Raw genomic sequence first — 12,661 nt, forward strand, 5'->3', positions numbered from 1 at the left:
AGTCTTTGTAGTTGATGTTTATTAACCGTATCTCCGTCGACGCTGCGAAAGCACCCGCGTGGGCCCTGGCTACGCCCGCGATTGCGCACGTGGCGGAGTTCGGTTTCGATTTCCGCCAGCCGATTACGGTGTTTAGCGGCCGCAACGGGGTGGGGAAATCGACGCTGTTGGAGGGGGTTGCCAGGGCTTGGGGGTTTGCGGTTGAGGGTGGGGCGTGGGGCGTCGATAAGCCTGGGGCTCATGACCCGATGTTTGGTGCGCTGACGCTTGCCACTGGGGCGCGGGCGAAAGTCGCCGGGTACTTTCTGCGTGGGGAGACGCACACGGCGATCACGCAGTTCGGTGGGTGCTCGCACGGGGAGTCCGTGTTAGAGGTGACGTCGCGGATGGAGCCTAACGCGCTCTACCTGCTTGATGAGCCCGAGTCAGGTCTTTCCGCCATCTCCCAAATGGCGCTGCTTGCGCAACTGCACGCGCTGGGGCGGCCGGATACGCAGGTGGTGATGGTGACGCACTCGCCAATCCTGCTGGGAGTGCCGGGCGCGGAAATTGTGGAAGTGGGCGAGCACAGCATGACTCGCGGCGTGGCGGTGGAGGCCACCTTTGCGTTTCGGGCGATGCGCGATTTTCTTGCGGACCCGCACGGGATCGCCGAGTACATGGCCGAGTGGGCTGCGGGCGAAGAGGGCGAAGAGGGCGATTGCACCCCCGAGCCACCCCTGTGAACAATTGTGGATAAGTAACGCATAAAAACGGCAGTACACGCGGCATGTCGCTGATTTGAGTGTCGAAAATGGGATTGTCAAACTCCGTGGTCAGGGGAACTATCCCCCGCTACTCCGTTGTAGTCTGGTTGTGCATGTATATGGATTGCGCTGCGAAAATGTGCTGTCGTGTGGGTTTTTATCGGCGTGTCTCCACAAGAATTCCACAGGCCTGGTGGGGTAGCTGTGGACAACTCACACGCATTACGCAAAGTTGTCCACAGGGCCTGTGGATAACTCTGTGTGGGGTAGTGTTTTACACACAGTGAAAGGGGATCATCGTGGCCGCCAACAACAGTTTTGAAGACGATTACGTCTTGCCGCCAGAGCCTGCGGATGACATGGATTATCAACCGCGGACGGGCTCTTCGCGCTACGAACGGGGTAAGCAAAACTGGCAGAACTCGCAAACTTCCGAGTACCGCACCCCGCCGCATGACGAGCGTGCGGAACGCTCCGTACTCGGCGCGATGTTGCTGAACCAGGACGTAGTCATCGACGTGGTGGACAAGCTACGTTCGGATGACTTCTACTTCCCGGCCAACCAGTTGATCTTCAACGCGATTGTGGATCTGTACTCGGACGCCAGCGAGATCGACGTCCTGATCGTCGCCGGGCGCCTAGACCGCTTCAACCAGCTGGAGCGCGTCGGTGGTGCGCCGTATCTGCACACGTTGATTTCTGAGGTGCCCACAGCAGCAAACGCCCTGTACTACGCCAATATCGTGGAGGAGAAATCGATTCTCCGCCAACTGGTCAACGCCGGTACGCACGTCGCCCAACTTGGGTACGAGGGCGAAGAAGGCATGGAGGTTGAGGCGCTTGTAGACCGCGCGCAGCAGGAAGTCTTCGCCATTACTCGTAACGACGCTGGCCAGGACTACCGCGCGCTATCCGAGCTACTCAAGCCGACTATCGACGAACTAACGCAAATCGCCGCCGGCGGCGCCCTTGACCAAGGTGTGCCCACGGGCTTCATTGACCTGGACAACCTGACCAACGGCCTACATGCCGGCCAGATGGTGATCATCGCGGCACGTCCGGGCGTGGGTAAGTCCACGCTGGCGTTGGATTTTATGCGTTCGTGTTCGATTCACCACAACAAGACCAGCGTGATCTTTTCGCTGGAGATGAGTGCATCCGAGATCATCATGCGTTTGTTGTCGGCGGAGACGGAGATCAAGTTGTCGTCGATGCGCTCGGGCCAGATGGAGGAGCGCGACTGGGAGAAGTTGACCAAGCGTCTGACGGAGATCCAGGACGCCCCGCTGTTTATCGACGACTCCCCAAACCTCACCATGATGGAAATCCGCTCCAAGGCTCGCGCGTTGAAGCGTCAGCACGGCCTGGACCTTGTGGTGTTGGACTACCTGCAGCTGATGAGCTCTGGCAAGAAGGTGGAGTCGCGTCAGCAGGAGGTCTCGGAGTTTTCTCGTCACCTGAAGCTGTTGGCGAAGGAGCTGGAGGTGCCTGTGATCGCGATTTCGCAGCTGAACCGTGGCCCGGAGTCACGTACGGACAAGAAGCCGCAGCTTGCTGATTTGCGTGAGTCGGGTTCGCTTGAGCAGGACGCGGACATGGTGTTTTTGCTGTACCGTCCGGATTCGCAGGATCGTGATGACGAGCGCGCCGGCGAAGCCGACATCATCGTGGCCAAGCACCGCGGTGGCCCGATTGACACGATCCCGGTGGCGCACCAGCTGCACTACTCGCGCTTTGTCAATATGGCGCACGGCTAGCCGCCCCGAACAAGAGCTCCATTGCGGAGTAGGGGTGGTAGCTGTTGGGCACTGGGTAGCCGCGGGGTGAGATCCACACTGGCCGCCCGCGTTGCATGGCGATGCGGCCGGCGCGCCGCTTACGTACGCGCCGGTCATCGTCGTTGATTTGGTTGTGGTACGGGCACAGCATGGCCAGGTTATTGATGTTGGTTTCGCCGCCGTGTTTCCACGCTTTGATGTGGTGGACTTGGCAGTGTTGGGCGCTGTGTCGACAGTCTGGGACGGGGCAGACGGGGGAGACCAGCGTTGCTAGTTTGCGCTGTTTCGCATTTGCGTATCGACGCCCACGGTAAGCATTCACCGCGCCCTCTTCCGGATGAAACAGAGCCACTTGTAGTTCGCGTCCGTGGTGGAGCGTGAGGTATTCGGCTCCGGTGATGGTGGTGCCGTCGCTAAGCCCGAGTACTACTTCGTCGCCTTCGCCGGCGAGGATTGTCAGATGCTGGTCGAGGGGGACGAGAACGACCGGCTGCGGTGCTGCGGCTGCGACGGCGGGTTGCTCGCCGAAGATGAGGTCCATGAAGTTTTCCGCCATCTGTTCAGCGGCGGGCCGGTCCGGGTCGATGCCTTGGCGAAGCCTGGCTTCAAGGTCCGCGAGGTGACGCTGCGAACCGGCAACGGTGAAGGTGCGGGTGCCGCAACGCGACATGCTGAACCGCGCCCGCTTCACGTACGGCTTCTCCTCGCGTTGCACCAGCTCTTTAGCCAGGGCGCGCAGGCCTTGGGCGCTGCGTGGGCGTTCGAGGAACTTCATGCGCAGGGCGTACGTGTCGGCTGTTGCTGTGCCACTGCTGGCGTTGCCGGCGCTGCGGGCGCTGGCCACTTGGCGCTCGATGTAGATCAGCTGCTCCATGAGAAAGCCGCCGTGCCGGGCAAGGGCGAGGGCGTCGCGCTGGAGGCGGCGGTGTCGGGTGGGGCCGAAGTAGGCGTCGTGGACGCGTTGCCAGTCGCTGGCCTGCTTGGTGCTGAATCCGCGTTCGAGCGCAACAGCGCGGTCGAAGCCGACAACGGCGTCGACGCCAAGCGCTGCAAGTGCGGTCTCAAACGGGGTCATGGCGAGCACTGTAAAGTACTGCGCAACCTTTGAAAAGGCCTGGAAGGAAGGCGTCTGTGGATAACTGGCGGCGAGTTATCCACAATCGCCTGTTTAGATCAGCGGTTGACCTTTTTGCTCAGGCAGCGAAAAAGCCGCCGCGCAGGCTAGCCCGAACGCAACCGCGAACACCCCAAAGACGGCGATCTGGCCGCCGAACGCAAGCACCGGCGGCACCAAAAGTGGCGCGATGATGGAGCCGACGCGTCCGAAGGCAGCACCGGCGCCGGTGCCGGTGGCGCGGATCTCGGTGGGGTAGAGCTCCGGTCCGATGGCGTAGAGCGCTCCCCACGCGCCCAGGTTGAAAAACGACAACAGGCAACCCGCGGCGATGATCTGCCACTCGGCGCTGGCCAACCCGTACAGCAACGCCGAGACGGCAGACCCCGCCAAGAAGGCAGACAGCGTCACGCGGCGGCCCCACACCTCAATCAACCACGCCGCCGCCGCGTACCCGGGCAGCTGTGCAAGCGTGATAATCAGCGTGAACGCAAAGGAGCGCACCAGGGTGAAGCCCTGTTCCACCAGCAAGGACGGGATCCAGATGAACGCCCCATAATAGGCGAGGGAGACGCAGAACCAGACGGTCCAGAAGGCGGCGGTGCGGCGTCGTAAAGCAGGGCCCCAAATGCCTCCCTCGATGGGCTGCGCAACCTCCTCAACCACCGGCTCCACATGTGTGGCCTCGGCTTCGAAGGAGCGCACGATGGCCTCGGCCTCTTCGTGGCGGCCCTTGGACTCCAAAAAGCGCACCGACTCCGGCAGCCCAAGGCGCACGTACAGCGCGTACAACGCCGGCAGCGCGCCAAGCGCCAGGCCGTAGCGCCACCCGTTGTCGCTGCCAGCCACCACAAATGTGCCAATCAGCGCCGCCATGATCCAACCCAGCGCCCAAAACGCCTCCAGGATCACCACCATGCGCCCGCGCACACGCCTTGGGGAGAACTCACTGACTAGCGTCGACGCCACCGGCAACTCACCGCCCAGGCCAAGGCCCACGATGAAGCGCAGCACCATCAACGCCCCCACGGACGTCACCAACGCCGAAGTGCCCGTGGCCAGCCCATACAGCAGCAGCGTCGCGGCGAACACCTGACGGCGGCCGATCTTGTCGGCTAACAGGCCCGCCAGCGACGCACCCACCGCCATGCCGATGAACCCCACCGACGCTATCCACGACGTGGTGGATTTATCCAAGTCCCAGTGCACGGCAAGCGCGGCGATGATGAAGGACACCAGGCCGATGTCCATGGCGTCAAGCGCCCACCCGATGCCGGAGCCAAACAACAGGCGCTTGTGCTTCGGCGTTACGGGTAGTCGGTCAAGGCGTTGGGTTCGTGTTAGTTCGTTCACCCACCAAATTCTGCCTTAAAGCCCTTCAAACGTAGTGAATTAGATACAACAAACACTGACGAAAACGCCATGGCGATGCCCGCCAGCATCGGATCCAGCCAGCCGAGCGCCGCAACGGGGATCAGCAGCACGTTGTAGGCGAACGCCCAAAACAGGTTGCCTTTGATGGTGCGCAGGGTGCGTCGTGCCAGATGGATGGCGTCGACGGCGGATCCCAGCGAGTCGTGCATGAGCGTGATGTCGGAGGCCTCGATGGCCACGTCGGAGCCGGCGCCCATGGCCATACCTAGGTCGGCGGTGGCGAGGGCTGCGGCGTCGTTGACGCCGTCGCCAACCATGGCCACGCGTTTGCCTTCCGACTGCAACCCGCGCACCACGTCCACCTTGTCCGCAGGCAGCACGCCCGCGGTGACTTCCTTGATGCCCACTTCGCGCGCCACGGCTTCAGCCGCGCCGGCGTTGTCGCCGGTGACCAGGTGTGGGGTCAGCCCCATGCGTTTGAGTTCAGCCACGGCGGCCGCGGAGTCAGCGCGCACGGTGTCGCGCACTGCGATTACGCCGATCGCCTTGCCGTCGCGCTCCACGGCAACGGCGGTCGCGCCCTCGGCTTCAGCGGCGTCGAATGCGGCAGCTAGTTCGCCAAGCTCCTGGGTGGGGCGGCCGACGTGGATGCGGTGGCCGTCGACAAGCGCAGAGGCCCCAATGCCCGGCTCAGCCACGAAGTCGGTGGCCTCGGCAGGTTGGGTACCTGCGGCGATGGCTTGGGCAATCGGGTGCTCGCTTTGCTTCTCGACGCCCCCCGCCAACCCCCACACCTCATCTTCTTCCCACCCACGCGCCGGGTACACCCCGGTGACCTGCATTTCGCCAGAGGTCACGGTGCCGGTCTTGTCCAGCACGATGGTGTCCACATTGCCCGTGGATTCCAGTGCCTCCGGCCCCTTGATCAAAAGGCCGAGCTCCGCGCCGCGGCCAGTGCCCACCAGGATGGCGGTGGGGGTGGCCAACCCGAGCGCACACGGACACGCGATGATCAACACGGCAACCGCCGCGCTAAACGCCTGTGTCACGCCTTGGCCGGCGATCAGGTGGCCAACCAGCGCAAGCAGTGCCACCACGATGACCACAGGCACGAACACCTGGGAGATCTTGTCCACCAATCGCTGCACGGGTGCTTGGGAGGATTGGGCGTCCTTGACCAGCTGCGCCATCTGCGCAAGCGTGGTGTTTTCGCCCACGCGGGTGGCTTCCACCACTAGGCGGCCGGAAGTGTTCAGCGTTGCGCCGGTAACGGTGTCGCCTTCGGTGATTTCAACGGGCACGGATTCGCCGGTCAGCAATGAGGCGTCAATAGCGGAGCTGCCGCTGACCACGCGGCCATCCGTAGCTACCTTCTCGCCGGGCCGCACCACGAAGTGATCGCCCACGCGCAGCTCCCCGATGGGGATGCGGACCTCAACACCGTCTCGAAGCACGGCGGCGTCCTTGGCCCCCATGTCCAACAGGTTGCGCAACGCTTCGGAACTGCGCCCCTTGGCGCGGTGTTCAAACCAACGCCCCAGCAGCAGAAACGTGATGACAACGCACACCGTTTCCAGATAAATGTGGTCACTGCCGTCAAAGAACAGTGCCCAGATTGACCACCCGTACGCCGCGGTCGTGCCGAGCGTGATCAGGGTGTCCATGGTGAACGTGCCGTGGCGCAGGTTGGTCAACGTGGCGCGGTGGAACACGCTGCCGGCGCTGAAGTACACCAACGTCGTCGCAGCAAACGCCGCCCACTGCCAGTTTGCAAACTGCATCGCCGGGATCATGGAGACCAGCATCACCGGCAGCGACACAATCGCAGACCACACGGTGGTGGTGAGGAGGGGGTCGGTGGAGGGGGCGTCGGCTGCGTCGTCAAGCAGGGGCTCCTTGTCCTGGACCACAAAGGCGTCATAGCCTGCGCCGCGGACTGTGGAGAGCAGCTGCTCAACTTCAACCTTTGACGGGTCATAATCAATCGTGGCGGTCTCGGTGGAGTAATTCACCGCAGCCTCCACGCCGTCGAGTTTGTTCAACTTGCGCTGCACGCGCGACGAGCAGGACGTACACGTCATGCCCGTGACGCCAAGCTCGATGTGCGTCATCGGTTAAACCAACGTGTAGCCGACCTCTTTGACTGCGGAGGCAATGGCCGCATCATCGAATCCATCGCCCTCAACCGTCACGGCACCACTGACGTGGTCCGCCTTTACCGCGGTCACGCCGGCGATCTCAGCGATTTCCTCCTGCACGCTCAACTCGCAATGGCCGCAGGTCATGCCTTCTACCTTGTAATTTTTCGTAGCCATGACGCCAGCCTACTCATCTGTGAGCGTATAGCCAGCTGTGGCAATTGCCTGCAGAATCTCCTCGCCGGAGAAGTCCTCACCGCTGACGGTCAGGCGGCCGTTTTCCAGGTCAACGTCTACGGTGTGGATGCCGCGTACAAGCTGCACCTCATCAACAAGCGAGTCCACCGCAGCTTCAGTCGACGGGCCGGAAATGCTGTAATTTTTGGTCATTATTTTGTACTTTCCCCAGGTTATGCCCGGGTGGGAATCTCGGGCACGTTGATACGGTTGAAGTAGTTGGCACCTTAACAAACCAATGCGAAGGAGTATGTAATGAGCACGATCGATGTAACCGAGGACACGTTTGAGGCCACTGTTAGCGAAGGCACCGTTTTCGTTGATGCTTGGGCGTCCTGGTGCGGACCGTGCCGCCAGTTTGCGCCGGTGTATGAGAAGGTTTCGGAGGCTCATCCGGATGTGACCTTTGCCAAGCTGGATACGGAGGCGAATCAGGGTCTTGCGGCGGCGCTTGAGATCCAGGCAATCCCGACGTTGATGGCGTTCCGCGACGGCATTTTGGTGTTCCGCAATGCGGGTGCGCTGCCGGAGGCTGCCTTTGCTGACCTGGTTGATCAGGTCAAGGCTTTGGACATGGATGAGGTCCGTCGCCAGATTGAGCAGCAGCAGGCGGGCGAGTAGTTTCCGTACACTCGGTGGGGCATTCTTGCTTATCGACGAAAGGTGTCCCCCATGGCTAACCCATTTACCAAGGGTTGGAAGTACATGATGCAATCGTTTGACTCGAAGATCGACGAAAATGCAGATCCTCGAGTGCAGATTCAGCAGGCGGTTGCACAGGCGAAGAAGAATCATCAGGAGATTTCGCAGCAGGCTGCGTCGATTATCGGAAACCGCAATCAGCTGCAGATGAAGCTGGAGCGTCTGATTAAGTCCCAGGAGGACCTGCAGGCGAAGACGCGCACGGCACTCCAGGCGGCCGATAAGGCCACGGGTGCTGGTGACGCGGAGAAGGCGCAGCAGTTCAATGCGACTGCGGAGGTCTTGGCGTCCCAGCTTGTGTCTGTGGAGCAGGAGCTTGAGCAGACGAAGCAGGCGTACGCCTCTGCTGAGCAGGCGGCGCGTGAGGCGCAGGCGCACCAGAAGCAGTCGGAGGCGCGCCTCCAGGAGCAGCTGGCGCAGGTGTCGCAGCTGGAGAGCCAGCTGAACCAGGCGAAGATGCAGGAGCAGACCGCCAAGACGATGGACTCCATGCAGCAGTTCGGTGCGGACGATAGCGTGCCCACCCTCGACGGCGTGCGCGACAAGATCGAGCGCCGCTACGCCAACGCGCTGGGTGCGCAGGAGTTGGCGAAGGATTCGATGACGGACCGCATGGCGGAGATCGAGTCCGCTGGCACTGATCTGGCGGCGTCGAGCCGTTTGGAGCAGATCCGCGCGTCCATGGCGGGCGAGCTTGAGGCCGGCTCCGGTTCTGAGGGCGCTTCCGGGAACGCAGCGCCGGAGGCTATCGAGGCGCCGGAGGATACCGACGTGTCTGACGCTGAGGCCTACCTCAGCGCTGATCCGGACAAGAACCCGGACAAGAACCCGGACAAAAACTAGGCCGCAGGCGGGGACTTGACCCGCCCGCGGCGCTTTTCTTATCCGCGGTGGTTGCTATCGGGGTAGTTGCTAGTCGCGGCGGATGTTGATCAGGACTCCGCGGATGCCGGAATGGAATCCGTCGCGAAGATTCACGCGCTGGGTTTCACTCAGCGTGTATTCGTGCAGCGTCTCGCACGCGAATTGCAGCAGTGGGCGATCGATCTCGGGCGGCAGGCCGCCGCCGGAGAGCATGTGTGCCTTGTCGCGCTGCTCCATGGTGGCGGCGTTTTCGAACCACCACGCCGCGTACTGTTGGCCCACGTCGTAGGGGGTTTGGAAGCCCGCGGAGGACCAGACTTCTTCCGGCAGCGGCACGTAGCGTGAGCGCAGCTTCCTGCGCGGTGCCATCATGGACGGCTTCGGCGTGGGCTTCGGGCCCGGCTTCGGCACATCGGACGCCTCGGGGTTGGTCAAGGACTGGTTGCCGGGCTTGTTGGCCTGGTTGGTGGCTTCGACTTCGGCCTCGGTTGGCTCATCGTCGCAGTCCGAGGCGCAGTCCGAGGCGCGTTCGGAGGCGTCGGCTCGCTCAGCTGGCTCAGCCTGCTCAGCTGGCTTGGCTGGCTCAGCTGGCTCCTTCGCGGCGCAGTCCTCCTCGGCTTGCCTGCGTGCTGCCTCAGCAACGGCGGCTGGCGAAGGCTCAGACGCCGCCTTGGCGCCAGCGGCTTCCGCCTCATCCTCGTCCGGCGCCCGCAGTGGGTTGGGGCCCAGGCCGGGTACTGTGCAGGGGCCGTTGTCTTGGTCGACCGGTTCAGCGTCGTTAAGCGGGCGCTCCCTGATGGATGGGGGGAGCGGGCCTTCGAGGACTTGCAGCTGCATGGAGTCGGCGAAGTCTTCGCGTGGGTCGATGATGGTGGTGGTGTCGCATGCGTGGCGTAGTGCAGAGGACATGGAGTCCCAGCCGAAGCCGTAGAGGTGCACGCGGACGCCCATGTCGCTGGCTTCTTGGACGCCGGGGATCATGTCAGCGTCGCCGGACACGAGCACGAAGTCGCTGAACTGTTCGCGCGTGGCGTTGAGTACGAGGTCTGCAACAAGGCGGGTGTCCACGCCTTTTTGGGTACGACGCTCGCCCCATTCGATGAGTTGGCCGGTGCGCAGTTGCACGCCGGCGCATGAGCGCAGGGACCGTTGGTAGCGGTGTGGCCCGGAGTCGGGGATGCCGTCGTACCAGTATTGGCGGTGGACGGGTTGGTTGAGTTGTTGGGTGATCATGGTCCCGAGGGTTGCTACTACCTCGGGGAGGTCGATTTCTAACTGTGCACGGGCGCCGATTTCCCACGAGTTGTAAAAGCTCGCGAGCAGGTAAGACGTGTCGACGAACACCAGTGTGCGTTCAAGCATGGCTCCTAAATTCCGATTCTTTTCGTTTCTAAATATGAATTGCCCCACCAGTCTGCCTGAAAATGTTGTTGCGTGCTTGCGTCTTTTGTTAAAAGCTGTTAGATACTTAGTTACTGCAGTAACTAACCAACTAGCCCGGCGGAGGGTCGCATGAATACAGGGAGTGAGCCGCTCTTTGTGCAGGTGGCGCGCTTGGTGGAGGACTTGATTGTTGATGGCTCGTTGCAGCCCGGCGCCCAGGCTCCCTCAACGAACCAGCTCGCACAGTTTCATGAGATCAACCCCGCTACGGCTCGTAAGGGGCTTTCCTTGCTTGTAGACGCCGGCGTGCTCCACAAACGCCGCGGCCTCGGCATGTTTGTCAACGAGGGTGCTCGCGAGCGCATCATCCAGCTGCGTCGTGATGCCTTTGCTGGCGAGTTCATCGCCCCACTGATTGATGAGGCCGTACGCCTGGGCTATTCCCGCACCGACCTCCACGACCTGATTGACCGTGTTGCAGAAAGTAGAGGGCTTTATAAATGACAACGGTTAGGGCACGAAACCTTCAGCGCTCCTTTGGCAAGAAGGAGGTGCTAAATGGCGTCGATTTTGACTTAGGCCCCGGTATCCATGGACTGCTTGGCCGCAACGGGGTGGGTAAATCCACGTTGCTGAGCGTGATTGCTGGGCAGTTGAGGCCGGGTGGGGGTGACGTGGGCGTCGATAAGCAAAAGCCCTATGACAACCCTGCGGTGATGGACCGTATGGCGCTGACCGGCGTTGATGTGGAGTACCCGCCGGCGTGGAGGCTGCGAGATGTGCTGGCGGCGGCTGCCCTGCGGTACCCGGGGTGGGATCAGCGGCTTGCTGATGAACTGGTGGAAGATTTTGGCCTTGAGGGCACTCTGCGGGATCGGTACGGCAACCTTTCGCGTGGTCAGCGCGCGATGACGGGCATTGTGGTGGGGTTGGCTTCGGCGACACCGCTGCTGCTTTTAGACGAGCCTTACGTCGGCCTTGACACCCACAACACGCAGGTGTTTTACCGCCATTTGCTTGAGCAGGCCGATTCCGGGCGGACGATCATTATGGCAACGCACCATATTGAGGACGCCGCGCGCATTCTTGATTCCGCCCTGATCTTGGGCCGAGACGGACGCATTTCTGCGCACCTCACACCGGAGGATGCTGATGCTTACCAGGTGGTTCTCGGGGAGACGCGGACGTTGATTCCTGTTGGGGAGCCTGCGCCGACCGGCACCCGCACGCGCCCGGCTGGTTTTGATGACCTGATTGAGAACCAGCTGGAGGCGAGCTAAATGTTCAAACTCTTTTGGCATCAGTTCAAAGCTGGCCCATGGTGGCGGTTTTTCGTCATGCTGCCGTTTGTTGGCGCATTTTTCCTCGACATAACTGAAAGTTCGCTGGTTGCGCTCACTCTGCCGGTGATCGCTGCGGTGATTTGGTACTTGGTGTTTTTGCCAGATGGGGACGTTGCGCAGGCATTTGGGCTGACGCGCCAGCAGGCTCGTCGCATGTTCCTGTTTGGCGCGATGCCGGCGGTGTTGCTGACGGCGGTGCCGGCGCTCATTATGCGTCACGACGCAGTAGGTGTCCTCGGCGCCGGCCTGGGCATACTCACTGTCGTCTCCTTTTTTGAACACGCACTGCCAAACGGCGAGCCGAAAGCGCGCAATGGGCGTGGCACTGGCTTTTGTGTTTGGGGAAATTCACTCACGCTCAGCCTGTTTTGGGCGCGCCCGCTTCTGTGGGCGGCAGGAGCCGGCGCACTTGTTGGTCTGCTGTATCCGCTGGGTCGGTACATGGGCAACGAGACGGTGCGTGAGCTCATCGCCGCAGTGCCTGTCATTGTGCTTTGGTTTGCGCTCTTTCAGGAAGCCGGCCTCCTGCCCGCGACCGCCCGCAGCTTGGGCTTAACTAGGAAAGCTTGGGCACGCCAGGTGGTCTTGGTGTCGCTTGGTGTGAGTGCTGTTTTTGGCTTGGTTGCCGGGAGCATCTCTTTGCTTATCGACGCCCCGTTAACCCCCATCCTCGCCACCACCGCAATCACCGCCTTCGTGTGCTTGGCGTCGCATGCACTTATGCCAAGTTCTGAGTTCTTCGCGATGGTCGTGCCCTTCATCTTTTTCTTCCCAACTCGACTCATGCTGGATGTTGTGAACCCAAGCGCTATTGCCGAGGAGGGTGTGCCGGTGCTCGGGCTGGCCAGCGTGATCCTGGCGATCGCGCTGCTGTGTATGGCGCTCTATGTAACAGGTCGCGTTTCGCTTGCTCCGCGCAGCGAGCGTTTTTCCGCTGTGTTGGGCGCGGATTGAGCGTGTAAGCGACAGTAAGCACGCTTTA

General features: G+C 61.9%; 13 protein-coding genes. 7 read left to right on the forward strand and 6 right to left on the reverse strand.

Features of this window, described 5'->3' with window-relative positions:
* Positions 1-14 precede the first annotated feature (14 nt).
* Together HMPREF3101_RS03385 and dnaB are read left to right on the forward strand one after the other, a co-directional pair.
* Positions 15-725, forward strand: a complete 711-nt coding sequence (locus HMPREF3101_RS03385; protein ID WP_070462569.1) for an AAA family ATPase — start codon at positions 15-17, stop codon at positions 723-725.
* A gap of 380 nt (positions 726-1,105) precedes the next feature.
* Positions 1,106-2,503, forward strand: a complete 1,398-nt coding sequence (dnaB, locus tag HMPREF3101_RS03390) for a replicative DNA helicase (protein WP_070462594.1) — start codon at positions 1,106-1,108, stop codon at positions 2,501-2,503.
* Here the strand turns inward: dnaB and HMPREF3101_RS03395 are convergent.
* From HMPREF3101_RS03395 to HMPREF3101_RS03415, 5 genes are all read right to left on the reverse strand, one after another.
* Entirely contained in the window at positions 2,484-3,599 is a 1,116-nt protein-coding gene (locus HMPREF3101_RS03395) for an HNH endonuclease signature motif containing protein (protein WP_070462571.1), read from the reverse strand. The two genes, dnaB and HMPREF3101_RS03395, sit on opposite strands and share 20 nt — an antisense overlap.
* A gap of 93 nt (positions 3,600-3,692) precedes the next feature.
* On the reverse strand, positions 3,693-4,991 hold the full coding sequence (locus tag HMPREF3101_RS03400; protein WP_070462572.1) for an MFS transporter: 1,299 nt from the start codon (positions 4,989-4,991) through the stop codon (positions 3,693-3,695).
* The gene (locus HMPREF3101_RS03405) at positions 4,988-7,123 is read right to left on the reverse strand and encodes a heavy metal translocating P-type ATPase (protein ID WP_070462574.1); all 2,136 of its coding nucleotides are present in this window, start codon (positions 7,121-7,123) and stop codon (positions 4,988-4,990) included. Before HMPREF3101_RS03405 ends, HMPREF3101_RS03400 begins: the two co-directional genes overlap by 4 nt.
* Before the next feature lie 3 nt (positions 7,124-7,126).
* On the reverse strand, positions 7,127-7,327 hold the full coding sequence (locus tag HMPREF3101_RS03410) for a heavy-metal-associated domain-containing protein (protein WP_070462576.1): 201 nt from the start codon (positions 7,325-7,327) through the stop codon (positions 7,127-7,129).
* 9 nt (positions 7,328-7,336) lie between these two features.
* On the reverse strand, positions 7,337-7,540 hold the full coding sequence (locus tag HMPREF3101_RS03415; RefSeq protein WP_070462578.1) for a heavy-metal-associated domain-containing protein: 204 nt from the start codon (positions 7,538-7,540) through the stop codon (positions 7,337-7,339).
* A gap of 102 nt (positions 7,541-7,642) precedes the next feature.
* Here HMPREF3101_RS03415 and HMPREF3101_RS03420 point away from each other — a divergent pair, with 102 nt between their 5' ends.
* Positions 7,643-8,008: a thioredoxin family protein gene (locus HMPREF3101_RS03420; protein WP_052205779.1), complete on the forward strand. Its 366-nt coding sequence runs from the start codon at positions 7,643-7,645 to the stop codon at positions 8,006-8,008.
* A gap of 51 nt (positions 8,009-8,059) precedes the next feature.
* Complete coding sequence (locus HMPREF3101_RS03425) at positions 8,060-8,932, forward strand: PspA/IM30 family protein (RefSeq protein ID WP_070462579.1); 873 nt, start codon at positions 8,060-8,062, stop codon at positions 8,930-8,932.
* A 69-nt stretch (positions 8,933-9,001) separates the two neighbouring features.
* On the opposite strand, the gene HMPREF3101_RS03430 is transcribed toward HMPREF3101_RS03425, so the two are convergent.
* Positions 9,002-10,315, reverse strand: a complete 1,314-nt coding sequence (locus tag HMPREF3101_RS03430) for an NYN domain-containing protein (RefSeq protein WP_070462581.1) — start codon at positions 10,313-10,315, stop codon at positions 9,002-9,004.
* Positions 10,316-10,465: 150 nt separating this feature from the next.
* On the opposite strand from HMPREF3101_RS03430, the gene HMPREF3101_RS03435 reads away from it, so the two are divergent.
* From HMPREF3101_RS03435 to HMPREF3101_RS03445, 3 genes are read left to right on the forward strand one after another with little or no spacing between them, the layout of a single operon-like run.
* Entirely contained in the window at positions 10,466-10,840 is a 375-nt protein-coding gene (locus tag HMPREF3101_RS03435; protein WP_070462583.1) for a GntR family transcriptional regulator, read from the forward strand.
* On the forward strand, positions 10,837-11,616 hold the full coding sequence (locus HMPREF3101_RS03440) for an ATP-binding cassette domain-containing protein (RefSeq protein WP_070462585.1): 780 nt from the start codon (positions 10,837-10,839) through the stop codon (positions 11,614-11,616). Before HMPREF3101_RS03435 ends, HMPREF3101_RS03440 begins: the two co-directional genes overlap by 4 nt.
* A complete protein-coding gene (locus HMPREF3101_RS03445; RefSeq protein WP_070462588.1) occupies positions 11,617-12,633 on the forward strand; it encodes a hypothetical protein in 1,017 nt (338 codons plus the stop codon).
* Positions 12,634-12,661: the final 28 nt, after the last annotated feature.

Source organism: Corynebacterium sp. HMSC29G08, assembly GCF_001806875.1.
Taxonomy (GTDB): Bacteria; Actinomycetota; Actinomycetes; order Mycobacteriales; family Mycobacteriaceae; genus Corynebacterium.